This window comes from Streptomyces sp. NPDC019890 (genome assembly GCF_044903445.1).
GTDB lineage: Bacteria > Actinomycetota > Actinomycetes > Streptomycetales > Streptomycetaceae > Streptomyces.
Genome location: NZ_JBJDQK010000003.1, coordinates 819,094 through 844,647, shown reverse-complemented (window position 1 = coordinate 844,647; position 25,554 = coordinate 819,094). Strand labels below are relative to the sequence as shown.

19 protein-coding genes are annotated in these 25,554 nt (G+C 69.4%); 11 read left to right on the top strand and 8 right to left on the bottom strand.

The window, feature by feature from the left end; genetic code table 11:
- Nucleotides 1–29: 29 nt before the first annotated feature.
- Nucleotides 30–542 (bottom strand): MarR family winged helix-turn-helix transcriptional regulator, encoded by a 513-nt coding sequence (locus ACI2LP_RS12195; RefSeq protein ID WP_404724410.1) that lies wholly within the window; start codon nucleotides 540–542, stop codon nucleotides 30–32.
- Nucleotides 543–721: 179 nt separating this feature from the next.
- Between ACI2LP_RS12195 and ilvA the strand changes: the two genes are divergently transcribed.
- The 3 genes from ilvA to ACI2LP_RS12180 all read left to right on the top strand — a co-directional run bounded on the left by ilvA (nucleotide 722) and on the right by ACI2LP_RS12180 (nucleotide 4,072).
- A complete protein-coding gene (ilvA, locus tag ACI2LP_RS12190; protein WP_404724409.1) occupies nucleotides 722–1,951 on the top strand; it encodes a threonine ammonia-lyase in 1,230 nt (409 codons plus the stop codon).
- Nucleotides 1,952–2,195: 244 nt separating this feature from the next.
- A complete protein-coding gene (locus ACI2LP_RS12185) occupies nucleotides 2,196–3,215 on the top strand; it encodes an ATP-binding cassette domain-containing protein (protein WP_404724408.1) in 1,020 nt (339 codons plus the stop codon).
- The gene (locus ACI2LP_RS12180; RefSeq protein ID WP_404724407.1) at nucleotides 3,212–4,072 is read left to right on the top strand and encodes an ABC transporter permease; all 861 of its coding nucleotides are present in this window, start codon (nucleotides 3,212–3,214) and stop codon (nucleotides 4,070–4,072) included. Before ACI2LP_RS12185 ends, ACI2LP_RS12180 begins: the two co-directional genes overlap by 4 nt.
- Nucleotides 4,073–4,186: 114 nt before the next feature.
- Here ACI2LP_RS12180 and greA read toward each other — a convergent pair whose 3' ends face one another.
- Nucleotides 4,187–4,684 (bottom strand): transcription elongation factor GreA, encoded by a 498-nt coding sequence (gene greA, locus ACI2LP_RS12175; protein ID WP_404724406.1) that lies wholly within the window; start codon nucleotides 4,682–4,684, stop codon nucleotides 4,187–4,189.
- Between the two features lie 174 nt (nucleotides 4,685–4,858).
- On the bottom strand, nucleotides 4,859–5,263 hold the full coding sequence (locus ACI2LP_RS12170; RefSeq protein ID WP_404724405.1) for a DUF4307 domain-containing protein: 405 nt from the start codon (nucleotides 5,261–5,263) through the stop codon (nucleotides 4,859–4,861).
- A gap of 149 nt (nucleotides 5,264–5,412) precedes the next feature.
- On the opposite strand from ACI2LP_RS12170, the gene mca reads away from it, so the two are divergent.
- Together mca and ACI2LP_RS12160 are read left to right on the top strand one after the other, a co-directional pair.
- Nucleotides 5,413–6,294 (top strand): mycothiol conjugate amidase Mca, encoded by an 882-nt coding sequence (gene mca, locus ACI2LP_RS12165; RefSeq protein ID WP_404724404.1) that lies wholly within the window; start codon nucleotides 5,413–5,415, stop codon nucleotides 6,292–6,294.
- Entirely contained in the window at nucleotides 6,287–6,538 is a 252-nt protein-coding gene (locus tag ACI2LP_RS12160; RefSeq protein ID WP_360878391.1) for a hypothetical protein, read from the top strand. The genes mca and ACI2LP_RS12160 overlap by 8 nt, the downstream gene beginning before the upstream one ends.
- 149 nt (nucleotides 6,539–6,687) lie before the next feature.
- On the opposite strand, the gene ACI2LP_RS12155 is transcribed toward ACI2LP_RS12160, so the two are convergent.
- Nucleotides 6,688–9,897: a tetratricopeptide repeat protein gene (locus ACI2LP_RS12155; protein ID WP_404724403.1), complete on the bottom strand. Its 3,210-nt coding sequence runs from the start codon at nucleotides 9,895–9,897 to the stop codon at nucleotides 6,688–6,690.
- A gap of 349 nt (nucleotides 9,898–10,246) precedes the next feature.
- Between ACI2LP_RS12155 and ACI2LP_RS12150 the strand changes: the two genes are divergently transcribed.
- The 5 genes from ACI2LP_RS12150 (at nucleotide 10,247) to ACI2LP_RS12130 (ending at nucleotide 19,551) form a co-directional block, all read left to right on the top strand.
- On the top strand, nucleotides 10,247–12,307 hold the full coding sequence (locus tag ACI2LP_RS12150; protein ID WP_404724402.1) for a thioredoxin domain-containing protein: 2,061 nt from the start codon (nucleotides 10,247–10,249) through the stop codon (nucleotides 12,305–12,307).
- A gap of 536 nt (nucleotides 12,308–12,843) precedes the next feature.
- Nucleotides 12,844–14,073 (top strand): glycosyltransferase, encoded by a 1,230-nt coding sequence (locus ACI2LP_RS12145; protein WP_404724401.1) that lies wholly within the window; start codon nucleotides 12,844–12,846, stop codon nucleotides 14,071–14,073.
- On the top strand, nucleotides 14,070–15,806 hold the full coding sequence (locus ACI2LP_RS12140) for an ArnT family glycosyltransferase (RefSeq protein ID WP_404724400.1): 1,737 nt from the start codon (nucleotides 14,070–14,072) through the stop codon (nucleotides 15,804–15,806). The genes ACI2LP_RS12145 and ACI2LP_RS12140 overlap by 4 nt, the downstream gene beginning before the upstream one ends.
- A complete protein-coding gene (locus tag ACI2LP_RS12135) occupies nucleotides 15,803–17,029 on the top strand; it encodes a glycosyltransferase (protein WP_404724399.1) in 1,227 nt (408 codons plus the stop codon). Before ACI2LP_RS12140 ends, ACI2LP_RS12135 begins: the two co-directional genes overlap by 4 nt.
- Nucleotides 17,030–17,127: 98 nt before the next feature.
- Entirely contained in the window at nucleotides 17,128–19,551 is a 2,424-nt protein-coding gene (locus ACI2LP_RS12130; protein ID WP_404724398.1) for a galactose oxidase-like domain-containing protein, read from the top strand.
- Nucleotides 19,552–20,134: 583 nt separating this feature from the next.
- On the opposite strand, the gene ACI2LP_RS12125 is transcribed toward ACI2LP_RS12130, so the two are convergent.
- Nucleotides 20,135–20,812 (bottom strand): hemolysin III family protein, encoded by a 678-nt coding sequence (locus ACI2LP_RS12125; protein WP_404724397.1) that lies wholly within the window; start codon nucleotides 20,810–20,812, stop codon nucleotides 20,135–20,137.
- A gap of 286 nt (nucleotides 20,813–21,098) precedes the next feature.
- On the opposite strand from ACI2LP_RS12125, the gene ACI2LP_RS12120 reads away from it, so the two are divergent.
- On the top strand, nucleotides 21,099–22,922 hold the full coding sequence (locus ACI2LP_RS12120; protein WP_404724396.1) for a phosphoenolpyruvate carboxykinase (GTP): 1,824 nt from the start codon (nucleotides 21,099–21,101) through the stop codon (nucleotides 22,920–22,922).
- Nucleotides 22,923–23,159: 237 nt separating this feature from the next.
- Here ACI2LP_RS12120 and ACI2LP_RS12115 read toward each other — a convergent pair whose 3' ends face one another.
- The 3 genes from ACI2LP_RS12115 to ACI2LP_RS12105 form a co-directional block, all read right to left on the bottom strand.
- On the bottom strand, nucleotides 23,160–23,546 hold the full coding sequence (locus ACI2LP_RS12115; RefSeq protein ID WP_404724395.1) for a hypothetical protein: 387 nt from the start codon (nucleotides 23,544–23,546) through the stop codon (nucleotides 23,160–23,162).
- A 79-nt stretch (nucleotides 23,547–23,625) separates the two neighbouring features.
- The gene (locus tag ACI2LP_RS12110; protein WP_404724394.1) at nucleotides 23,626–24,837 is read right to left on the bottom strand and encodes a pyridoxal phosphate-dependent aminotransferase; all 1,212 of its coding nucleotides are present in this window, start codon (nucleotides 24,835–24,837) and stop codon (nucleotides 23,626–23,628) included.
- 234 nt (nucleotides 24,838–25,071) lie between these two features.
- Entirely contained in the window at nucleotides 25,072–25,509 is a 438-nt protein-coding gene (locus tag ACI2LP_RS12105; RefSeq protein WP_404724393.1) for a protein phosphatase, read from the bottom strand.
- Between the last annotated feature and the right edge of the window lie 45 nt (nucleotides 25,510–25,554).

Here is a 25,554-nt window from a genome sequence, read left to right as displayed (position 1 = left end):
CTCATATAGGAGCAGATGAGCCACCCGGGTCAAGAGGTCGGCGGCGACTCCGTGTCCACGGGCGGCAGACCGGCCTGGCGGGCGGAGAGCGCAGTGTTGAACCGGGTGAGCAGAGTGCAGAACGACTCCCGCTCGGACTCCGTCCAGCCGTCCGTCACCTGGGCCATCAGCTCGCGCCGTGAGGAGCGGACCTCTTCGAGCCTGGCCTGGCCGCGCGGGGACAGCTGGAGTACGACGGCGCGGCCGTCCTCCGGGTGCGAGGTGCGCTTGACCAGGCCGGTGTCGACGAGCGGCGCGACCTGGCGGGTGACGGTCGAGGAGTCGATGCCCATGCCCGCCGCAAGAGCCTTGACGCCCATCGGGCCTTCCTTGTCGAGCCTGTTGAGCAGCAGATATGCGGCACGGTCCATGGAGTTGCGGACCTGGCCGACCCCGCCGAGCCGGGTCTGTTCCGCGCGGCGTGCGAAGACGGCAACCTGGTGCTGGAGGGCATCGAGGAGGCCGGGGTCGAGATGAGTCGTCATGTCCTGAGAGGTGGGCATGGCCAGGGGGCTCTCTCGTGCGGTGGTCGGTTGGTGGGGGACAGAGTACGCGGCCTTCACGCGGTGCGTACCAGGGCTGCACAAACCAGTGGAGGAGCGTGGGATCGGGGCGGCCGCCGGGAAGAGGGAGCCTGACATCCGGGCGGCCGCCCGGCCGGTGAGCTGCGAGACTTGACGTCATGAGCTTCAGTACGTCTGGCCCCTTGCACCCCGTCATCCTCGACGACATCCGGGGGGCGCAGAAGATGCTCTCGGGGATCGCGAGAACCACGCCGATGGAGGGCAGCAGGCATCTGTCGCAGCTGGTGGGCGCGCCCGTCCACCTCAAGTGCGAGAACCTGCAGCGCACCGGTTCGTTCAAGCTGCGCGGCGCGTACGTGCGGATCGCCGGGCTCTCCCCGGAGGAGCGGGCGGCCGGGGTCGTCGCCGCCTCCGCCGGCAACCACGCGCAGGGCGTGGCGCTGGCCTCCTCGCTCCTCGGCGTGCGCTCCACGGTGTTCATGCCCATGGGGGCGCCGCTGCCGAAGGTCGCCGCGACGAGGGAGTACGGCGCCGAGGTGAAGCTGCACGGCCAGGTCATCGACGAGACCCTGGCCGCCGCGCAGGAGTACGCGCACGACACGGGCGCGGTCTTCATCCACCCCTTCGACCACCCCGACATCATCGCCGGGCAGGGCACGGTGGGCCTGGAGATCCTGGAGCAGTGCCCTGAGGTGCGGACGATCGTCATCGGGGTCGGCGGCGGCGGACTGGTGGCCGGTATCGCGGTGGCGGTGAAGGCGCTGCGGCCGGATGTGAAGCTGGTCGGCGTGCAGGCGGAGGGTTCGGCCGCGTATCCGCCCTCGCTCAGCGCCGGGCATCCGGTCTCCATCGACGCGCCGACGACGATGGCGGACGGCATCAAGGTGGGCCGCCCCGGAGACGTTCCGTTCAAAATCATTGGCGATCTGGTGGACGAGGTCCGTACGGTCTCCGAGGACGCGCTCTCCAGCGCGCTGCTGCTCTGCCTGGAGCGGGCGAAGCTGGTGGTCGAGCCTGCGGGGGCGAGTCCGGTGGCGGCGTTGCTGAGCGAGCCGCGGTCGTTCAAGGGGCCGGTGGTGGCCCTGTTGTCGGGCGGCAATGTGGACCCGCTGCTGATGCAGCGGATCCTGCGGCACGGCATGGCGGCGGCGGGCCGTTATCTGTCGCTGCGGGTGCGTCTGACGGACCGGCCCGGGGCGCTGGCGGCACTTCTCGGCTCGTTGTCAGTGGTCGACGCTAACGTCCTTGATGTGAGTCACGTACGGACCGATCCGCGGCTCGGACTCACGGAGGTGGAGGTGGAGTTGCAGCTGGAGACGAAGGGCCCGGAGCACTGCGAGCAGGTCGCGACGGCGCTGCGCGAGGCGGGTTACACGGTCATCAGCTGACAGGGGGGCTGCCCGCCGACCCGGCGCAGCAATGCATGGCATCAAGGCCCCGTTGTGTTCCTGGGGCGCGTGCATACGCCATCACTCGCGACACTCTTGAGACCTCTTGAGACCTCTTGAGAGTCGCGATGTATCGCGTTACGGTAAGGGCTCTCCACGTGCTCTCGCCAGGCGCGGAAGATCGTTCATGTCTGAGCTGTTTGTACGAAGTAACCCACTCATCTGCCACCTTGGGAGAACCCATATGCCGGGCGCCATATACGCCGAAGGCCTGGTGAAGACCTTCGGCGAGGTAAGGGCACTGGACGGCGTCGACCTCGACGTCCCCGAAGGCACGGTTCTGGGGCTTCTCGGCCCCAACGGAGCCGGCAAGACCACCGCCGTGCGCGTACTGACCACGTTGCTCCAGCCCGACAGCGGCAAGGCCGTCGTTGCCGGTGTCGACGTTCTGAAGCACCCGAACGAAGTCCGCCGCTGCATCGGCCTCTCCGGTCAGTTCGCCGCGGTCGACGAGTATCTGACGGGCCGTGAGAACCTCCAGATGGTCGGCCAGCTCTACCAGATGAGCGGGCGCGACGCGAAGACACGGGCGGTTCAGCTGCTCGACCGCTTCAACCTCGCCGACGCCGCCGACCGGCCCGCCAAGACCTACTCCGGCGGTATGCGCCGCCGGCTCGACCTGGCCGCGGCCCTGGTCGTCTCCCCGCCCGTGATGTTCATGGACGAGCCCACCACCGGGCTCGACCCGCGCAACCGGATGCAGCTGTGGGAGGTCATCCAGGAACTCGTCAGCGGCGGTACGACACTGCTGCTCACCACCCAGTACCTGGAAGAGGCCGACCACCTGGCCGACAACATCTGCGTCATCGACCACGGCAAGGTCATCGCCCGCGGCACCGCCGACCAGCTCAAGGCCCAGACGGGCGGCGAGCGCGTCGAGGTCGTCGTGCACGAGAGCGAGCAGATAGCCCCCACCCGCGAGGTGCTGCTCGGCTTCGGCAAGGGCGAGGTCGCCGTCGCCGAACACACCCGCAAGCTCACCGTCCCGGTCACCGGAGGCGCCAAGCTGCTCGCCGAGGTCATCCGCGAACTGGACATACGCGGCGTCGAGATCGACGACATCGGCCTGCGCCGCCCCACCCTCGACGACGTCTTCATCTCGCTCACCGGCCATGCGGCCGAGCTTGAGCAGGAGGAGAACGGTGGGCCGGCGGACGCCGCGGGCGCCAAGGACAAGAAGTCCCGGAAGGAGAGCGCCAAGTGACCACCACAACGGAAGCCGTCAGGCCGGCGGCCCCCAGACCTCGCGGTGGTGTCGTGCAGTCGGTCAACGACTCGCTCGTCGTCGCCAAGCGCAATCTGATCCGGATGACCCGCATCCCCGAGATGATCATCTTCGGGATGATCCAGCCGATCATGTTCGTGGTGCTGTTCAGCTACGTCTTTGGTGGATCGATCAGCGTGCCCGGTAGCGGGCTCAGCGCTGCCGGCTACCGGGAGTTCCTGATGGCCGGCATCTTCGCTCAAACCGTTACTTTCGCGACGGCGGGCGCCGGTGCCGGCATCGCCGACGACATGCACAAGGGCCTTATTGATCGCTTCCGGTCGCTGCCGATGGCCCGCGGCGCGGTTCTCACCGGGCGCACGCTGGCCGACCTTGTCCAGACGGCATTGACGCTGGTGGTGCTTGCAATCGTCGCTGTCATCGTCGGCTGGCGGACCCACGAGAATTTCGGCAAGGTGCTCGCCGGCTTCGGCCTGCTGCTGCTCCTTGGGTATGCGTTCTCCTGGATCGGCGCGCTGATCGGCCTCACCGTCCGCACCCCGGAGGCGGCCACTTCCGGCGGACTGATCTGGCTCTTCCCGCTCACGTTCATCTCGAACGCCTTCGTGCCGTCCGAGAACATGCCGTCGTTCCTGCAGACCATCGCCAATTGGAACCCGTTCAGCGCCACCGTCCAGGCATGTCGGCAGCTCTTCGGCAACCTGCCGCCCCATTATCCGGTACCGGATGCCTGGCCTATGCAGCATGCGGTCTGGGCCTCGCTGATCTGGTCGATCCTGATCATTGTGCTCTTCCGGACCTTGGCGGTACGCAAGTACCGCTCGGCCACGGCCTGATCATCGACCGCCCGATCATCCGGAGCAGATGACTGAGGGGCAGTGCACCACGAAGCCCCCGGCATATCGACTCGTCGACTCATGCCGGGGGCTTCGCGCTGTCCGGTGGCGGGCTCAGCCCGTGTACGGCTTGGCGTCGAGGATCTTCACCGAGGCCGTCCTGCCGTTCGGCAGCTCGTAGTCCGCGTCCTCGCCCACCTTCTTGCCGTTCACGCCGGCCCCCAGCGGGGACTGCGGGGAGTACGTCTCGATGTCCGCGCTCGCGTACTCGCGCGAGGCCATCAGGAACGTCAGGGTGTCGTCGGGGTCGCCGTCGAAGGCGATCGTCACGACCATGCCGGGCTCGACCACGCCGTTGTCCGCGGGGGCCTCGCCGACCTTGGCCTTCTCCAGGAGCTGGGTCAGCTGGCGCACACGGAGCTCCTGCTTGCCCTGCTCCTCCTTGGCCGCGTGGTACCCGCCGTTCTCCCGCAGGTCGCCCTCCTCACGGGCCGCCTCGATCTTCTTGGCGATCTCCGTGCGCGCGGGACCAGACAGGTACTCCAGCTCGGCCTTGAGCTGGTTGTACGCCTCCTGGGTGAGCCAGGTGACGTTCTCGCTGGTCTGGGTCACAGGTGCTCCTCGTAGGTACTGGGAATACAAAGCATCGCCCTACCCAGAAGGATGTGCCTCCATGGATGGGCGAAACCACGAGCCTAACAATTTCGTGGCGGAAGGGGGAGGACGAAAGCCATGAGAATTACGTCATCGCAGGTCAGCGCCGAGACCCGCCGTGAGTCTGTAGCCTCAGTGGGCGGTGCATTCCACGAGCTCGGCGCTGGTCGCGCGCGCCTTTGTACGGACCTTCACAACCTGGTCGATGCGCGTCTCGCCGCGCTGCCCGACGGGCACGTCGAGCCTGGCCACCTCGTCGCCGTTCTCGGCGCGGCTGCGCAGTGTGCAGGTGCCGGTGGCGTCCGCGTCCTTGCGCACCTCCAGGTGCACCTGTACCTCGGTGTCGGAAGTGACCTCGAACTTGATCACTTCGGCGCTGATCTGCTGCCCGGCGATGTAGTCGTAACCGAACCAGCCGATCACCCCGAGGAACACCGCACCGAGGCACGCGCCGACGATCTTGAGCTTGCGGTCGGCGCTCTCATCCGCGGAGCTGCCGTAACGGCCCGTGGGGACGTCGTCGCGCAGCGCGGTCATGTCAATTCCTCTCGGCGGGGGCTGCGGAATTTTCCGTCCCCCTATTCGGTCACTATAGAAGCCGCCCGCCCGTCACCCGACCGCCGCCCCACATCGATGTCTCTCCGGACGGCACCGGTATCACGCGACGAATCACTGAGGATCGAGTCTTGACTGAGCAGCTGCGACTGATGGCCGTTCACGCCCACCCCGACGACGAGTCGAGCAAGGGCGCGGCCACGATGGCCAAGTACGTGTCCGAGGGGGTGGACGTGCTGGTTGTGACCTGCACGGGAGGCGAGCGCGGCTCCATCCTCAATCCCAAGCTCCAGGGTGACGCGTACATCGAGGAGCACATCCACGAAGTGCGCAAGAAGGAGATGGACGAGGCACGCGAGATCCTGGGCGTCAGCCAGGAGTGGCTCGGCTTCGTCGACTCCGGCCTGCCCGAGGGCGATCCGCTGCCTCCGCTGCCCGAGGGCTGCTTCGCGCTCGAGGACGTCGAGGAGGCCGCCGGCCGTCTGGTGAGGTCCATCCGCGCCTTCCGCCCGCAGGTCGTCACGACGTACGACGAGAACGGCGGCTACCCCCACCCCGACCACATCATGACCCACAAGATCTCGATGGTGGCCTTCGACGGCGCGGGGGACGCCGAGAGGTTCCCGGAGTCGGAGTTCGGCCCGGTCTGGCAGCCGCTGAAGCTCTACTACAACCAGGGCTTCAACCGTCCGCGTACGGTCGCGCTGCACGAGGCGCTGCTGGAGCGCGGCATGGAGTCCCCGTACGGGGAGTGGCTGGAGCGCTGGAAGGAGTTCCAGCGCGCCGAGCGCACGCTGACCACGTACGTTCCGTGCGCCGACTTCTTCGAGATCCGCGACAAGGCGCTGATCGCGCACGCGACGCAGATCGACCCCGACGGCGGCTGGTTCCGCGTCCCGATGGAGATCCAGAAGAAGGTCTGGCCGACGGAGGAGTACGAGCTCGCCAAGTCTCTGGTCGATACCTCCCTCCCCGAGGACGACCTCTTCGCGGGCGTACGCGAGAATGCCTGATATGAGCGCGAGCCTGGCACTGACGACGCACCTGGTCCCTCTGGCCAAGGAGATCGACAACGACAAGGTGACGCCCGGCGTCCTCGGCTTCATCGTCTTCGCGGCGCTGGCCGTGGGGGTCTGGCTGCTGATGAAGTCGATGAACCGGCACATGGGGAGGGTGAACTTCGAAGAGGCGCCCGACGGGGAGGCGAAGCCTGCGTCGGTGGACGGCAAGCGGGAGGCCGGCCCCGCGTCGGCCTGAACCCGGGGCTTGTTCCGCCACCCCGCCCTTTCCCGTATCCAGGGGGCTTCGCCCCCTGGATCCCCAGTCCTCAATCGCCGGACGGGCTGGATTTTCCAGCCCCGTCGGCGATTGAGGCGTGAGGTCCGGGGCGGAGCCCCGGCGGGGTGCTAGGTCGTCGCGGCCACCGGGACGCCCATCACCTCCCGCGCATGGCGGTTCGGGACCATCCCCAGGTGCCAGGCCTGCCAGCCGTCCTCCAGACGGACGCCGCGTTCCAGCATCACCGCGAGCGCCTCCGCGCAGTCCTCCAGCTTGCCGTCGCGTGACGGGTGCGGCCGCTCCATCAGCCGGGTGAGCTCCTCCTGGGCCACCACCGTGCCGACGTCGATACCGCCCGGGGACGCGTACGGCAGCAGGGTGCAGCGCAGGAAGCGGGCCCAGTCGGCGCCGCGGTCGTCCTCGTACGAGGCGAACAGTTCCACCGCCTCGTCGCACAGCGTCAGCGCCTGCGCCGGGCGGTTGTTCCCCGCGTCGATCAGGGCCAGCTCCAGACAGGTCCAGGCCTCTCCGTGGGCCACCCCGATGCGGTGGAAGTCGGCGCGGGCGTCCACCAGAAGCTGGCGGGCGAAGCCGGAATTGCGCAGATTGCCGGTCTGTTCCGCGCGCTGGTCGCGGGTGACCCGGCCCGAGTGGTGGCGGGCGCACGCCAGGCCGTAGACGTCGCGCATCCGGGAGAACATCGTGCGGGCCCGCTCCAGCTCCCGTACCGCCTGGTCGCGGTCCCCGCTCTCCTCCAGCGCCTGGCCCAGGTAGTACAGCGTCCAGGCCTCGCCGCGCGCGTCCTCGTTGTCCCGGTGCCGGGACAGGGCCTGGCGCAGCTGGTCCACCGCCGGTGCCGGATCGCCGTCCACCAGCCGCGCGCGGGCCAGCTGGGTCAGCGCCCAGGCCTCGCCGCGGCCGTCACGGGTGCGGCCGTACAGATCCAGGGCGGTGTGGAGCTCCGACTCCGCGCGCGGGACATCGCCCATGCGCAGGCACACCTGGCCCAGCTGGAAGTGCGTCCACGCCTCGCCGTGCAGCGACTCGCCCTCCCGGTGCAGCGTCAGCGCCGTTGCCAGCAGGGTCAGCGCCTCCTTGAGATTGGCCCGGTCGCGCTCCACCGCCGCCAGCGCGTGCAGCGACCACGCGCGGTCCTCGGCCTGCTCGTCCGAGGACTGCAGCTCGATCGCCTCGTGCAGCTTCGCCGCGGCCTCGGTCAGATTGCCCTGGTGGTGCAGCGTGATGCCGAGCGAGCAGAGCGCGAGCGCGGTGCCCGAGTCGTTCTGCGCCTCGCGGTAGAGGCCGACGACGGACGACAGGGTCGTACGGGCCTTGTCGAGCTCGCCGAGCTGGCGGGCCGCGATTCCGGTACGCCAGCGGACGGACCGCTCCAGCAGCCCCTGGTCCACGGCCTGCGAGAGCTCGCTGATCTCACCGAGGCGGTACAGGTCGCCGCGCAGCAGGCAGTAGTCGCACAGTGCGCCCAGCAGATTGAGCACGGTCTGCTGGTCCACGCCCTCCGCGTACCGCAGTGCCGAGGTGATGAAGCTCGACTCGTCGTCCAGCCAGCGCAGTGCCGCGTCCAGCGAGGGGAAGCCGTGCGCCCCGAACTGGCCGGCGCGCGTGGACATCTTGCCGTCCACCATGCGGATCACGGCCCCGGCCAGATCCGCGTAGTTCTGGATGAGCCGCTCCTGTGCGGCCGTGCGCTCGGCGGGCTCCTCCTCGTCGAGGAGCCTGGCCCGGGCGAAGGACCGTACGACGTCGTGCAGCCGGTAGCGGCTGGCCCGTACATGGTCGATCAGGCCCGCCCCGGCCAGGTCTGTCAGCAGCCGCTCGGACTCCTGCTCGTCCGTGGACAGCAGGGCCGCCGCGGCGGCCGCGCCCAGCGAGGCCCGTCCGGCCAGCGCGAGCCGACGGAGCAGCCGGCGCGCCTGCTCGGGCTGGTCCGTGTAGCGCAGCCACAGCGCACGCTCGACCGGGTCCACCGGACCGTAGGCGCCCAGGTCGGCCGCCAGCTGGTGCGCGGTGCGAGGGCCGAGCGAGGAGCCGGCGATACGCAGCGCGAGCGGCAGCCCGCCGCACAACTCCCGTACGGCGTCGGCCGACTGGGCGTCGTACGGACCGGACGAGGACTCCTCGGCCGAGGCCCGCAGCAGCTCTTCGGCGCCCGCCGGGTCCAGCGCGTCGACCGGCAGCTGGTGCACCCACGCCGGAATGTCGTCCGGCAGGTCGAGCGGCCCGCGCGCGGTCACCAGCACCAGACTGTCCGAGCGCTCCGGCACCAGGGTGCGCACCTGCGCCGGGTCGCTCGCGTCGTCCAGGACCACCGTCACCGGCAGTCCGGTCAGATGCTGGTGGTAGAGCTCGCTCAGCCGCCGCACCTGCTGCTCGGCCGAGGACCGCTCTCGGAACAGCAGCTGCTCGCGCGGTGCGCCGAGACGGTTCAGCAGGTGCAGCAGGGCGTCCCGTGTGGAGAGCGGCTGGTCGCCGTCGCCGCGCAGATCGACGATGCACGCGCCGCGGAACTGGTCCCTGAGGTGGTGCGAGGCACGCACCGCGAGCGTGGTGCGGCCCGAGCCCGGCTCGCCGTACAGCACCACGATCGTCGGCTTCGTCTCGGTCGACGCGCGGGCCGCGTGCACCCACTGCGCGATCTGCGTCATCTCGTCCCGCCGGCCCGCGAACGGCCCTTCCGGGTCCGGCAGATGCCCGAAGGACTGCTCGAGCACGGAGCGCCTGCGGGCCGCCGCGCTCCGGTCGGTGCCCCGCAGCTGCGGCGCCGCGGCCGCCTTCTTCGTCGCTGTACGCGTCGTCGATGCCAGCATCCGCTGCTGGTCCAGGAACGGGCGGATGCCCCGTACCTCCAGCGCGGTCAGCCACTGCAGGCGCAGCTGCTCGGCGCCGCCCGGCTGCCCGAGGGCCCCGGCGCGGCGGTGCGCGGCCGGCCAGTGCGAGGCGGTCACCTTGGCGACGGTGGTCGCGGCCCCGGCGACGGCGACGACGGCTCCGGCGCCGATCGCGGTGCCCGCGGCCGTGCCCAGCGCCAGGTCCGCGCCGATCGCGGCGGCCGCGGCAATGGCCGTCACCAGCACGGGTGTTGCTATGTTCTGCCGGTTGAACTGCGCGGACAGTGGCTGCTGCCCGGCCTCCGCCTCCGCCAATGCCTGCTCGTACGCGGCGTACTCCTCGCCCGCACTCGCCGCCATGCTGTCCAGGGCTGCCCGCCCGCGTGCCAGCAGCACACCCGAGTCCGACCGCCCTCCCGAACGCCGTACCTCTTCCTCGACGGCGCGTACCAACAGCCGCTCGGCTTCCGCCCGATGGCTGTCCCGCATGTGCGTCCCCCTCTGAGAGTTCCGGTTTCCGTACGGTTCGGTTCCGGTTCCGGTTCCGTACCGGCGTCAAGTGTCCTGCGTACGGGGCTTCAGCGCGAGGGAGCCACAAGGGACGGCAGTGCGGCGAGCGTGTCGAGGGTCCTGGGGTGCCCGGGCCCGAAGTGCGCTTTCTGGCAGGCGAGTACACGTTTCAGCTCGGTACGGCCCGGTCATTCCGGCTGCCCGGTGGTCCGCGCGGCGGGCGGCGCGTCCGCAGGCGCGACCCCTCACTGAACGTGGCTCCGGTTCCACCGTGTGTCACCACCGTGGCGCATGCGCGTGCCTTCGCCGTGTGCGCAAAGATTGAGGTATGCCGAACCGCCTCGCTCATGAGACTTCCCCCTACCTCCTGCAGCACGCCGACAACCCGGTCGACTGGTGGCCATGGTCGGACGAGGCCTTCGAGGAGGCGCGCAGGCGGGGTGTGCCGGTGCTGCTCAGCGTCGGGTATTCGAGCTGTCACTGGTGCCACGTCATGGCGCACGAGTCCTTCGAGGACGAGGCGACCGCCGAGTATCTGAACGAGCACTTCGTTCCGGTCAAGGTCGACCGTGAGGAGCGGCCCGACGTCGACGCCGTATACATGGAGGCCGTGCAGGCGGCCACCGGGCAGGGCGGCTGGCCGATGACCGTCTTTCTCACCGCGGACGGCGAGCCCTTCTACTTCGGTACGTACTTCCCGCCCGAGCCCCGGCACGGCATGGCCTCCTTCCGGCAGATCCTCGAAGGGGTCGTGGGCGCCTGGACCGAGCGGCGTGACGAGGTCGGCGAGGTGGCCGGGAAGATCGTCCGGGATCTGGCGGGGCGCTCGCTCGCGTACGGCGGGGAAGGGGTGCCCGGCGAGGAGGAGCTGGCGCAGGCGCTGCTCGGGCTGACGAGGGAGTACGACGAGCGGCACGGCGGCTTCGGCGGGGCGCCCAAGTTCCCGCCGTCCATGGCGATCGAGTTCCTGCTGCGGCACCATGCCCGCACGGGGGCCGACGGTGCGCTGCAGATGGCCGCCGAAACCTGCGAGGCCATGGCACGCGGCGGGATCTACGACCAGCTCGGCGGCGGTTTCGCGCGGTACTCGGTGGACCGCGAGTGGGTGGTGCCGCACTTCGAGAAGATGCTCTACGACAATGCGCTGCTGTGCCGGGTGTACGCGCATCTGTGGCGGGCCACCGGATCGGAGCTGGCCCGACGGGTGGCGCTGGAGACAGCGGACTTCATGGTGCGGGAGCTGCGCACGCCCGAGGGCGGGTTCGCGTCGGCGCTCGACGCGGACAGTGCCGTCGGAGACGGATGGGGGCACCCCCCGGCCGAAGGCTCTGGGGGAGTTGCGGGCAAGCATGTCGAGGGTGCCTTCTATGTCTGGACGCCTCAGCAGCTGAGCGACGTGCTGGGGGACGAGGACGGGCGGCTGGCCGCCGAGCGCTTCGGGGTGACGGAGGAGGGCACCTTCGAGGAAGGCGCATCGGTCCTGCAACTCCCGGACGGCGAAGCCGATCCGGCGATCAAGCGCCGTCTGCTCGCCGCGCGGGAGCGGCGGGCCAGGCCCGGCCGGGACGACAAGGTCGTCGCCGCGTGGAACGGCCTGGCGATCGCGGCCCTGGCCGAGGCCGGCGCGTACTTCGAACGGCCGGATCTGCTCGAACGGGCGACCGAGGCGGCAGATCTCCTGGTGCGCCTCCACATGGATACGGGGGCGCGCCTCGCCCGTACCTCCAAGGACGGCCAAGTGGGCGCACACTCAGGCGTGTTGGAGGACTACGCGAATGTCGCGGAGGGCTTCCTGGCGCTCGCGGGCGTGACCGGCGAGGGTGTGTGGCTGGAGTTCGCGGGCCTCCTCCTCGACACCGTCATCGACCAGTTCGTCGGCGAGGGCGGGGCTCTGTACGACACGGCACACGACGCCGAGCAGCTGATCCGCCGCCCGCAGGACCCGACGGACAGCGCCACCCCGTCCGGCTGGACGGCGGCCGCCGGTGCGCTGCTCTCGTACGCCGCGCACACAGGCTCGGAGGCCCATCGCGCCGCTGCCGAGGGCGCGTTGGGCGTGGTGAAGGCGCTCGGCCCGCGGGCCCCGCGCTTCATCGGCTGGGGGCTCGCGGTCGCCGAGGCGCTGCTCGACGGGCCGCGCGAGGTGGCGGTGGCCGGCCCCTGGGGAGCCGAAGTGCATACAAAGACCCGGGAGCTGCACCGTTCGGCGCTGCTGGCCAAGGCCCCGGGCGCGGTCGTCGCGGTCGGCGAGCCGGACAGCGAGGAGTTCCCGCTGCTGCGGGGACGCACCCTGGTGGACGGCAGCCCCGCGGCGTATGTGTGCAGGAACTTCGCCTGCCGGATGCCCACGACGGATCCGGCGGAGCTCGCCGAGCAACTGGGCGGCTAGGGGGGTGTCTTTCGGATCTTGCCGGGCTCGCGTGCCCTGGCACGGCACTCCCCCGTAGCCCTTCGGGCACGGGAGGTACCCCCACGCTGCGTTGTCGTCAGTCGCCGATGCTCCGCATGGACTCTCCCCCTGCCTTCGGCGGGGGGACCCCCATCCTCCGCCTTGCGATGCTCCCCCGTAGCCCTTCGGGCACGGGAGGTGCCCCCATCGCCAGACCCCGCTCACTGATCCGGCCTGATCCAAAAGACACCCCCCAGCCCCGCGGCAGTGCCCGGGCCGACACAGCACGGACAGATGTGTACGTGCCGGAAACTCGCCAAGTGGCGGAAATACATCACTTGTTATCGGGCGAGCACCGGAGTTTAACGTTCCGCGGCTAGGTTCGCGCTCGAGGAGTAGCCGGGCGGCGGCACTGGGGAGTGCCACGCCCGAAGCTGCACAAAGTGTGCTGCCGGCCAGGGGGGTCCTGTCGCCGGGGCACAGTTCCAAGGGGGGACCCTTCGGTGCTCATATCGGTGTTCGTCGTTGCCATTTCGATGGCTTTGTTCTGGATGGCGGCGTTTACGCTGTGGTGGCAGATGCATGCCTGGCGTACGCCCGAGACGCTCGCTTCGACCCGCTTCGACCGTCCCGACGGCGGGACCGGGCTCTCTTTTTCGCTGCTGCTGCCCGCCCGCCACGAGCAGGCGGTACTGGAGCACACCATCGAGCGGCTGCTGGAATCCAGCCACACCAACTACGAGATCATCGTGATCGTCGGCCACGACGACCCGGAGACCGCAGCGGTCGCCGAGCGGGCGGCGGAGCGCGACCCGATCCGGGTGCGGGTCGTCACCGACACCCATGAGTCGAAGAACAAGCCCAAGGCCCTCAACACCGCCCTCCCGCGCTGCCGCGGCGACATCGTGGGCGTCTTCGACGCCGAGGACCAGGTCCACCCCGAACTGCTCGCCCATGTCGACCACGCCTTCACCTCCACCGGCGCGGACGTCGTCCAGGGCGGGGTCCAGCTGATCAACTTCCACTCCAGCTGGTACAGCCTGCGCAACTGCCTGGAGTACTTCTTCTGGTTCCGCAGCAGGCTTCATCTGCACGCGCAGAAGGGCTTCATCCCGCTCGGCGGCAACACCGTCTTCGTGCGTACGACTGTCCTGCGCGAGGCCGGCGGCTGGGACCCGAACTGCCTCGCCGAGGACTGCGACCTGGGCGTACGGCTCTCGTCCGTCGGCAAGAGGGTCGTCGTCGCGTACGACAGCGACATGGTCACCCGCGAGGAGACCCCCGGCACACTGATGAGCCTGCTCAAGCAGCGCACCCGCTGGAACCAGGGTTTCCTGCAGGTCTACCGGAAGAAGGACTGGAAACAACTCCCGGGCCGCGGTCAGCGGTTGCTCGCCCGCTACACCCTGATGACGCCCTTCCTGCAGGCATTCTCCGGTGTGATCATCCCGCTCAACGCAGCCATCGCGCTCTTCCTCGACGTCCCCGTCGGCATCGCCATCGTGACCTTCCTGCCGCTGATCACGGCGATGGTCACCTTCGTCTTCGAGGTCGTCGGGCTGCACGACTTCGGTGTGCAGTACGGCCTTCGCGTCCGCTTCGTCCACTACCTCAAGCTCATCGTCGGCGGTCCCTTCTACCAGGTGCTCCTGGCCGGTGCCGCGGTGCGCGCGGTCTGGCGGGAGCAGCGGGGGCGCAACGAGTGGGAGCTCACCAGCCATGTAGGCGCGCATCTCACCGAGACCCGAGAGGACGTCCGCCGGTGACCACGACCCTGCCCCCGGCTCCCGACACCGCCACGCCGGCCGTCGCCCCGGATCCCCGCCCGACGGTGCCCGTGCATGTCCGGCCCGTCATACGCTTCCGCCGCTCCCGGCCCGATCTGCTGCTCTGCTTCGGCCTGCTGGCCGCGATCCTGCTCGTCCAGGGCTGGAACATCACGAACTTCCCGAACCTCAGCGACGACGAGGGCACGTATCTCGCCCAGGCCTGGGCGGTCCAGCAGGGCGACGGGCTCGCGCACTACACGTACTGGTACGACCATCCGCCGCTCGGCTGGATACAGATAGCCGGGCTCACCTGGATACCGTCCCTGATCGCGCCCGACTCGATGAACGTGGCGTCGATGCGCTTCGCGATGCTGCTGGTCAGCGCGGCGTGCGCGGTGCTGCTGTACGTGCTGGCGCGCCGGCTCTTCCTGCCGCGCTGGGCCGCCGGTCTTGCCATGGTGCTCTTCGGGCTCTCGCCGCTCTCCGTGGTGCTCCAGCGCGAGATCTTCCTCGACAACATCGCCGTGATGTGGATGCTGCTGGCGTTCTGCCTGGCCGCGTCGCCGAGCCGTCATCTGTGGCACCACTTCGCCGCGGGACTCGCCGCCGCGACGTCCGTGCTCACCAAGGAGACGATGCTGGTGGTGCTGCCCGCGCTGCTGGTGACGATGTGGCGGCACAGCCATCGCGACACCCGTAAGTTCGCCGTCACCGGCGCGATCACGGCATGCGCGCTGATAGGGCTGTCGTATCCGCTCTTCGCGCTGCTCAACAATGAGCTGTTCCCCGGTCCCGGCCATGTGTCGCTGATCGACGGCATCACGTACCAGATGGGTCGCGAGGGCTCGGGTTCCATCTTCGACGCGGGCTCCGGCTCGCACGGGGTGCTGCGGTCCTGGCTGTACTACGACAGGGTGCTGCCGCTCGGCGGCCTCGCGGGCGCGGCGCTGCTGCTGATCACCCTGCGCTGGTCGGTGACCGCACGGGCACTGGCCGGCCCGGCGCTGGCGGTGGGGATCCTCGCGCTCGTGGCGATGCGGCCGACGGGCTATCTGCCGGCGATGTACGTGATTCAGGCGCTGCCGTTCCTGGCGTTGGTGCTGGCGGGTGGCGCGGCGAGTGTGGCGCATGCGGTGCTGTGGCGACATGGAGCCCCTCCGGCGATTGAGGAGCTGGGGGTCCCCCCACGCCCGCAGGGCGTAGGGGGCGGGTCCGGGGGCGGAGCCCCCGGAAACAAGCCCCTCCGGCGTTTGAGGAGTGAGATCCGGGGCGGAGCCCCGGCAAGGGTCGGCGTGGCCGTCGTGCTCGCCGTTGTCGCCGCCGCGTACGTCGTGCCCCGGTGGTACACCGGCAACCGCGACGCCCTCACCGTCGACGCCAACGGCCCCTACCGCGCCGCCGCCTCCTGGCTCCAGGACGAGGTCGCCGACCCCGCAGCCACCAGGGTGCTCGTCGACGACGCGCTCTGGCTGGACCTCGTGCACGACGGGTACAAGCCCGGCACCGGCGCGATCTGGTTCTACAAGGCCGACCTCGACCCCGCCGTGACGAAGACGATGCCCCGCGGCTGGCGGGACCTCGACTATGTCGTCTCGTCCCCGACCGTCCGCCGCGACGCGGTGAACCTGCCCAACGTCAAGTCTGCCCTTGAGCATTCGAAGCCCGTCGCCGTCTTCGGCGGCGGCGAGGACCGGATCGAGATCCGCCGGATCGCCGGAGGCGAGCGATGACCACACCCCGTACCGGCGCCGAGGAACTCGGGGATCCGGACCTCAACGCTGCCGAGCTCGCCGAGCCCGGCGCTGTCACCATCATCGTCCCGACCTTCAACGAGTCCGGAAACATTCGGGAGTTGCTGCGCCAGCTCACCGAGTCGGTGCCGTCCCGGCTGCCGTGCGAGGTCGTCTTCGTCGACGACTCCACGGACGACACCCCGGAGGTGATCCGCGACGCCGCGCAGGACTGCCCCTTTCCCGTCGCCGTGCTGCATCGCGAGACCCCGGTCGGCGGACTCGGCGGCGCGGTCGTCGAGGGTCTGAAGAGAGCGGGCTCCGACTGGATCGTCGTCATGGACGGTGACCTCCAGCATCCGCCCGCGCTGGTGCCGGAGCTGGTCGGGGCGGGGGAGCGCGCGGGCGCCGACCTCGTGGTCGCCAGCCGCTACATACGCGGCGGCAGCCGCGAAGGCCTCGCGGGCGGCTACCGCATCGCCGTGTCGCGCGGCGCGACCTGGCTGACGAAGGCGCTCTTCCCGCGCCGGCTGCGTGGCATCAGCGACCCGATGAGCGGGTTCTTCGCGATCCGGCGCAGCGCGGTGACCGCCGAGACGCTGAAGCCGCTCGGCTACAAGATCCTGCTGGAGCTGGCGGTGCGCTGCCGTCCGGAGACGGTCGCCGAGGTGCCGTTCGTCTTCCAGGAGAGGTTCGCGGGCGAGTCCAAGTCGACGGCGAAGGAAGGGCTGCGCTTCCTGTCGCACCTGGCCGCGCTGCGTACGTCGTCGCCGGTCGCGCGGATGGTCGCCTTCGGCCTGATCGGCCTGACCGGCTTTCTGCCGAACCTGCTCGGGCTGCATCTGCTGGTCGCCGCGGGAATGCACTATCTGCCGGCCGAGATCGTCGCCAACCAGTTCGGCGTGCTGTGGAACTTCGTCCTCATCGAGGTGCTGCTGTTCCGGGACCGCCGCGGGCACCGGCACTGGGCGGACCGGGTCGGACGGTTCGCTCTGCTGGCCAACGCGGATCTGCTGCTGCGGATTCCGCTGATCGCGTTGTTCGTGGGGCAGCTGGGCCTGGCGGTGCTGCCGGCGACCACGCTGGCGCTGCTGATGACGTTCGTACTGCGCTTCGCGGCGACGGAGGCGCTGGTGTATCTGCCGCGCAAGGGGCGGGAGTCGGGCGCTGGGACGACCCGGACCTCCCGGACCACCCGGCGCGCGGGGAGCGCGCGGCGCTAGTACATGGCCGCGCATGGCTGCCGGGAGCCGTCCGGCAGCCGGTTCGTCCTTGATCGCCGGACGGGGAGATCGAGGACAGCACAGAAAGGGATCTGTCCATGCCACCAACGATCCGAAGAAGGCGCAGACGTTCAGCCGCGCTGCTGAGCGTCGGCGCGATGACCGCCGCGCTGCTGATATCTGCCCCCCAGCCCGCGTCCGCCGGAGCCAACCTGATCACCAACCCCGGCTTCGAGCAGGCAGGTACCGCCGATATGCCCGCCTGCTGGGAGAAGTCCGGCTGGGGCGACAACGACTTCACCTTCGAGACCGTCGCCGACGCGCACTCGGGCACCAAGGCCATGAAGGTGTCGCTGACCCGACGGGTCGACGGCGACCGCAAGGCGATGATCACCGAGGACACGGTCTGTGCGCCCACGGTGAAGCCGGACAAGCAGTACGACCTGTCGTTCTGGTACAAGAGCGACACCCCCGACACCGCGGTCACGCTCTTCCGGCACGACGTCACGGCCGGCTGGCAGTACTGGACGGATCTCAGGACCCTGCCGATCAGCGCGAGTTACCAGCGCTCCGAGGTTCGCACACCCGAGATCCCGCCGGGCACCGACCAGATCACCTGGGGCGTCTCGGTCTACGGCACGGGCTCGGTCACCACCGACGACTACGTCATGGAGGAAGTGTCCGCACCCGCCCCCGAGCCCCAGTGCACGGCGACGCCCGAGGAGTGCGCCAAGGGCCGCTGGGACGTCCTGACGGCCAAGAACCCGGTGCGCTCCATGCACTCCGTGGTGCTGCGCAACGGCAAGGTGCTCGTCATCGCGGGCTCCGGCAACGACCAGGCGCAGTTCGACGCGGGCACCTTCACCTCGGCGATCTACGACCCGGCGACCGGCGCCTTCCATATGATCCCCACGCCCGCGGACATGTTCTGCTCGGGCCATGTCCAGCTCCAGGACGGCCGGGTGCTGGTGATGAGCGGCAACAAGGGCTATCCCTCCGCCGACGGCACAATCGGCTACCAGGGCCTGAAGGACTCGTACACCTTCGACCCGGCGACCGAGACGTACACGAAGACGAACGACATGAACGGCGGCCACTGGTACCCGTCGGCGACCATCCTCGGCAACGGTGACGTCATCTCCTTCGGCGGTCTGAAGGAGGACTCGACGGGCAACGTGACGGCCGAGAAGTTCTCGGCGGCCCAGAACAAGTGGCTGCCGTGGTACGACGTCAACCAGACCTGGTCGTACTGGGGTCTGTACCCGTCGATGATCCTGATGCAGGACGGCCGGCTGTTCTACTCCGGCAGCCATGTCTTCGGCAACGGCACGCAGGGGTCGGGCGCCTCGATCTACGACTACACCGCGAACACCATCACCGATGTGCCCGGCCTGCAGAACAAGGACCAGCGGGACGAGTCGGCGAGCGTGCTGCTGCCGCCCGCGCAGGACCAGCGGGTGCTGACGATGGGTGGCGGCAACAACGAGACCAACCCGGCGGCCAACCGCCTCACCGACATCATCGACCTCAAGGTGCCCAACCCGTCCTATGTGCACGGCCCGTTGCTGCCGCAGGGCCAGGTCGACCAGGGCCAGGGCAAGCGGCCGCAGACGGGCGCGGAGGGCAAGATGTTCGTGTCCGCGGTGCTGCTGCCCGACGGCAAGGTCTTCGAGACGGGTGGCGGGCTGCACGACCGGGCCGACCCGGTGTACGAGGCGTCGTTCTTCGACCCGGTGAGCAATACGTACCAGGAGGGTCTTGCGACGGACCCGATCCCGCGTACGTACCACTCCTCGGCGTTTCTGCTGCCGGACGGGCGCGTGATGGCGGTCGGCGACAACCCCGGCAACGGCACATACAACAACAATGTGTCGGTCTACACCCCGCCGTATCTCCTCAAGGGCGCTCGGCCGAGTATCACTTCGGTGATCGACGGGCAGTGGACGTACGGAGACACCCAGCGGATCACGGTCGACCGGCCGATCGCCAAGGCGGAGCTGATCCGCCCGGCGGCGGTCACTCATTCCTCCGACCCCAACCAGCGGTTCGTGGATCTGCCGATGACGGTCGACGGGAACAACATCGACCTCAATGTCACCAGCAATCCGAATCTGGCCCCGCCCGGCTGGTACATGCTCTTCGCGGTCGACGCGAACGGCATTCCGTCGGTGGCGCAGTGGGTGCACCTCGGGGGCCCGGCGGCGATGTCCGCGGAAGCGCCGTCGGCGCACGTCCACAGCTTCGCGGACGCGCCTTCCTCGGCACCGAAGTCGCGGCTGAAGAAGCGGAGCTCGGCCCCGGTGAGCCCGCGGATCGCGGGGTGCGACCGGCACTACGGGACGGTCGGGGTGTGCGTCCCGACGGTCTTCCCCCGGGGTGTGAAGGCGACGACGACGGCGCGGTGCGGGTGGCTGGAGGCGCATGACTACGGCCGGCTGAAGGTGAACGGGAGGGACGATCCGTTGCGGCTGGACCCGAGTGGGGACGGGGTCGCGTGCGGAAAGGGGGACGGGGGGAGGTAGCGGGTTTCCCCTACCCGCCCTCCCCTTACGGCCTGGCGGCCGTGGGAGGTACCCCCATCCCGTAACCGGGGGCAAGCCCCCAGACCCCTCCGCGCCAGCTTCGCGGCGCGGAACTGCTGGGGCGAGCCCCGGGCCCCGCGCGCTGGCTTCGCCGCGCGTTCTACGGGGGGCTCCGCCCCCGGACCCCCGGACGCCCTTCGGGCGTGTCCTCAATCGCCGGACGGGCTTGATTGGTCGGCCTGAACTTCAAGCTCGGCCGGGCAAACCAAGCCCCGCCGGCGATTGAGGCGCAGGGTCCAGGGGCGGAGCCCATGGTTCGGGAAGGGGCGGGGTGGGGAACAAACCGCCCCCCGGTCAGAGCTTCCTGCCACCCTCAATCGTCGTCAGCGCCCGCTCCACCAGCTCGATCAAGTCGTCCTCGTGCCCCGCCCCGCCCCGCCTAATTCTTGCGCTCGCGCAGGCCCAGTTGTGGCTTCGCGTCGGCGGGGATTCGCGCGAGCGGTTACGTGTGGTGGCGGCCCAAATGTCTCATTGTCGTGCATCGACCGGCGCGTGAGCCACGTCCGGCGCCGTCGGCGCAGGCCTACGAGTGCTGGTAGGCCACCAGCGAGATGCCGACGTAGTGCACGACGAACGCCGCGAGCGTGAGCGAGTGGAAGACCTCGTGAAAGCCGAACCACCGCGGCGACGGGTTCGGCCGCTTGATTCCGTAGATCACGCCGCCCGCGCTGTAGAGCAGCCCACCGACGATCACACAGACGAGCACCGCGATCCCGCCGGCCCGCATGAACTCGGGCAGGAAGAAGACAGCGGCCCAGCCCATCGCGATGTAGCAGGGGGTGTAGAGCCAGCGCGGTGCGCCGACCCAGAAGACCCGGAAGGTGATGCCCGCCACGGCCGCCGCCCAGACCGCCCACAGCAGCATCCGGCCGCTGGAATCGGGCAGTAGGAGCATCGTCAGCGGCGTGTAGGTGCCCGCGATGATCAGAAAGATATTGGCGTGGTCGAGCCTGCGCAGCACGGCTTCACCGCGCGGGCCCCAGTTGCCCCGGTGGTAGAGCGCGCTCACGCCGAAGAGCAGGCACGCGGTGAAGACATAGATGGCGCAGGCCACCCGGGCCTTGGTGGAGTCGGCCAGCGCCGTGAGCGTCAGCCCCGCGACCAGTACGGCGGGGAACATCCCGGCGTGCAGCCAGCCGCGCAGCCGGGGTTTCACCGGCAGGGGCTCTATCTCGGTCACTTCGGGCGCGGCAGACGTCATAACGGCGATGGTACCTACGCAGCCGTAGGTAACAGGCCCCTCCGGCCAGTCTCCCGGCGAGTCTCACGCCCAGTGACACCGTCCCGGGCACAGGCCATCTCCGAGTGTCCTCCGAGTTTCGCGTGCCCGCGAGTGGTGATGCTCACGTGAGAGGTCCTCTGGACATATGCGCATACTGCACGGATGATCAGATGAGTGTGGTCGGCACCGGATGAGCGGCTACGAAGCATCCGGGTCGCGGCCCCCACGGGGCAACAAACAACAAATCCCTCACTTAGGAGCAATCGTGGCGCGCGACATCGCGGCTCCCAGCACCGTTCCCACCAACCACCAGGAGCTCGTCTCCTGGGTCGACGAGATCGCAGCAATCACGCAGCCGGACAGCGTCGTCTGGTGTGACGGATCCGAGGCCGAGTACGAGCGCCTGTGCGAGGAGCTCGTCGCAAAGGGCACGTTCAAGAAGCTGGACCCGATCAAACGCCCGAACTCCTACTACGCCGCATCCGACCCGAGCGACGTGGCGCGCGTCGAGGACCGCACCTTCATCTGCTCCGAGAAGGAGGAGGACGCGGGCCCGACGAACCACTGGAAGGCCCCCGCGGAGATGAAGGCCATCTTCGCCGGTGAGGAGGGCATCTTCCGGGGCTCGATGCGCGGTCGCACGATGTACGTCGTGCCGTTCTGCATGGGCCCGCTGGGCTCCGACCTGTCCGCGATCGGTGTCGAGATAACCGACTCCGCCTATGTCGCGGTCTCCATGCGGACGATGACCCGCATGGGACAGCCCGTCCTCGAGGAGCTCGGCTCCGACGGCTTCTTCGTCAAGGCCGTGCACACGCTCGGTGCTCCGCTGGAGCCGGGCCAGGCCGATGTCCCGTGGCCCTGCAACTCGACCAAGTACATCTCGCACTTCCCGGAGACCCGCGAGATCTGGTCGTACGGATCGGGCTACGGCGGCAACGCCTTGCTCGGCAAGAAGTGCTACGCCCTGCGCATCGCGTCCGTCATGGCGCGCGACGAGGGCTGGCTCGCCGAGCACATGCTGATCCTCAAGCTCACCCCGCCGCAGGGCGAGTCCAAGTACGTCGCCGCGGCCTTCCCGTCCGCGTGCGGCAAGACCAACCTCGCCATGCTGGAGCCCACGATCTCGGGCTGGACGGTCGAGACCATCGGTGACGACATCGCCTGGATGCGCTTCGGCGAGGACGGCCGGCTGTACGCGATCAACCCCGAGGCCGGCTTCTTCGGCGTCGCGCCCGGCACCGGCGAGCACACCAACGCCAACGCCATGAAGACCCTGTGGGGCAACGCCGTCTTCACCAACGTCGCGCTCACCGACGACAACGACATCTGGTGGGAGGGCATGACCGAGGTGGCCCCGGCCCACCTCACGGACTGGAAGGGCAACGACTGGACCCCGGCGTCCGAGACTCCGGCGGCCCACCCGAACGCCCGCTTCACCGTGCCCGCCTCGCAGTGCCCGATCGCCGCGCCCGAGTGGGAGGACCCGAAGGGCGTGCCGATCTCGGCGATACTCTTCGGCGGCCGCCGCGCCTCCGCCGTCCCGCTGGTGACCGAGTCCTTCAACTGGCAGCACGGCGTCTTCCTCGGCGCGAACGTGGCGAGTGAGAAGACCGCCGCGGCCGAGGGCAAGGTCGGCGAGCTGCGCCGCGACCCGTTCGCGATGCTGCCGTTCTGCGGCTACAACATGGGCGACTACATGGCCCACTGGATCAAGGTCGGTCAGAACGCGGATGCGTCGAAGCTGCCGAAGATCTACTACGTGAACTGGTTCCGCAAGAACGACGCGGGCAAGTTCGTGTGGCCGGGCTTCGGTGAGAACAGCCGCGTGCTGAAGTGGATCGTGGAGCGCCTGGCGGGCAAGGCCGAGGGCGTCGAGACGCCGATCGGCATCCTGCCGACGCGCGAGGCGCTCGACACGGACGGCCTCGAACTGCCCGAGGAGGACCTCGACTTCCTGCTCAAGGTCGACAAGGACGTGTGGCGCGAGGAGGCCGGTCTGATCCCCGAGCACCTCAACACCTTCGGTGACCACACGCCGAAGGAGCTGTGGGACGAGTACCGCGCGCTGGTCGCCCGGCTCGGCTGAGCACCTGGAAGACGTCGCGGCGGACCAACTCGACATCCGCCCTGACCTGTGGGGTCACCCAAGGTCTGCCGCGTCCCCGGCCCCCGGAGCCCCCTCACGGCTCCGGGGGCCGGACCCTTTTGACGCAGGTTCTGGCGCGGGTTTGGCGCACGCGGTTGCTGCCGGGGGTTTACGCAGGGCACGTGGGAGATGGGTGGCACCCGGTCCACGTGCCTCCGCGGCCGTGGACCGGGGCCGTCAGGGGGCGCCGACCAGGCTCGCTTCGGCCAGGGCGGCCGTGTGCGCGTCCATGCGTTCGGCGGAGAGGATCGCCGCCGCGGTGTCGGCGCGGGATGCCGCGACCACGAGGGCGCGGCCTGCCAGGGCGAGGGCGCGTCGGTGCAGGGCCACAGGGTCCGCGCCGCTCAAACCCGCCTGGCGAACGGGCGGGGTGCCGCGGAGGCGGGCGATCTGGGCCGCGATGCTCTCTGCGGCCTTGCCGAGGCCGAGCTCGTCGGTGACGGCGAGCAGTGCGGAGAGATGGCCCGCCAGCTGGATGTCCAGCTCTTCCTCGCGGCTGCGGTGCGGGTACTGGGCATCGTCGGCCATCGCATGGACCGACTTGGTGCGGATCGGCTCGTACATGGGAATGGCCTCCTGCTGTCTCAGAAGGCCATCCTAGCTTAGAATCTGTCTAAAGTTGAGCTCGGTCGTGAATCTTTGCTCAGGGTTGGCTGTAGCCGTCCAGGAAGGTCCCGATCCGCGTCACCGCATCCGCCAGATCCTTCGCCGCCGGCAGCGTCACGATCCGGAAGTGGTCCGGCTCCGGCCAGTTGAAGCCCGTGCCGTGCACCACCATGATCTTCTCGGTGCGCAGCAGATCGAGCACCATCTGCCGGTCGTCCTTGACCTTGTAGACCTGGGGGTCGAGCCGCGGGAACAGATACAGCGCACCCTTCGGCTTCACGCAGGTCACGCCGGGGATCTGGGTGAGCAGGTCGTACGCGACGTCCCGCTGCTCAAGGATCCGCCCGCCCGGCAGCACCAGGTCCTCGATCGACTGCCGCCCGCCGAGCGCCGTGGCCACCGCGTGCTGCGAGGGCATGTTGGCGCACAGCCGCATATTGGCCAGGATCGTCAGGCCCTCGATGTACGAGGCCGCGTGCGCCTTGGGGCCGCAGACCGCCATCCAGCCGGAGCGGAAGCCCGCCACGCGGTAGTTCTTGGAGAGCCCGTTGAAGGTGAGGACCATCAGGTCCGGGGCGACCGCGGCGGTCGGGGTGTGCGTGGCGCCGTCGTAGAGGATCTTGTCGTAGATCTCGTCGGAGCAGACGATCAGATTGTGCCGGCGGGCGATCTCCGTGAGGCCGCGCAGCATCTCGTCGTCGTACACCGCACCCGTGGGGTTGTTCGGGTTGATGATCACGATCGCCTTGGTGCGGTCGGTGATCTTCCGCTCGATGTCGGCGAGGTCCGGCATCCAGTCGGCCTGCTCGTCGCACCGGTAGTGCACGGCCGTGCCGCCCGCCAGCGAGACGGACGCGGTCCACAGTGGGTAGTCCGGGGCCGGTACGAGCACCTCGTCGCCGTCGTCGAGCAGCGCCTGCATCGACATCTGGATCAGCTCGGAGACGCCGTTGCCGAGGTAGATGTCCTCGACGTCCAGGTTGATGCCCTTGGTCTGGTAGTGCTGCATCACTGCGCGGCGTGCGGACAGCAGACCCTTCGCGTCGCCGTACCCGTGCGCCCCGCCGAGGTTGCGGAGCATGTCCTCGAGGATCTCGGGCGGGCACTCGAAACCGAAGGCGGCGGGGTTGCCGGTGTTGAGCTTGAGGATGCGGTGACCCGCTGCCTCAAGCCGCATCGCCTCCTCGAGGACCGGGCCCCGGATTTCGTAACAGACGTTTGCGAGCTTCGTCGACTGGATCACCTGCATGTCGGTGAGGATACGGGCGCGTAACGCTGATCGCTTGATGTTTTCGGCCACGGGGTGGTGGTGAGAATGTCCGATTTTGCGTGTTCGGCCGGTGAGAGTGCCCGCATTCCTTCGAAAGGACCGGCCGAGTGGTCCATACGCCTGCGGATTCCGTTGCCGCGGGGGAAAGAAAACGGGCCGGTGTTGCCCTCGTCACCCTGTCGGCGGTTGCCGCGCCTGGGGCGGCCGCGCCGGTCAGTCGGCGAAGCGGCGTACGTAGCGGCGCTGCCAGGGGGTTTCGACGGCGTGCGGGTCGTAGTTACGGCGTACGAACTCCACCGCTTCGTCGGTCGGCACACCGTCGAGCAGGGCGATACAGGCCAGCGCGGTGCCGGTGCGGCCCCGGCCGCCGCCGCAGGCGATCTCGACCCGCCCGACCGAGGCGCGGTCCCATGCCTCGCCGAGCAGGGCCCGGGCGTCCGACCGGCTGCTGGGCAGCCGGAAGTCCCGCCAGCGCAGCCACGTCGCTTCCCAGGGGACCTCGGGCGGCTGCTTGCCGAGCAGATAGACGGCGTACGTGGGCTCGGGACCGGCGGGCAGGGGCCGGCGCAGCGCGCGGCCCCGGACGAGCCGTCCGGAGGGAAGGCGCAGGACGCCGGGGGCGGTGGGATCCCAGGTCTGGGTGTTGGTCACCTGGCCACCGTAGTGCGGGGGCCGGGGGTAAGGGCCGAGGCGCAC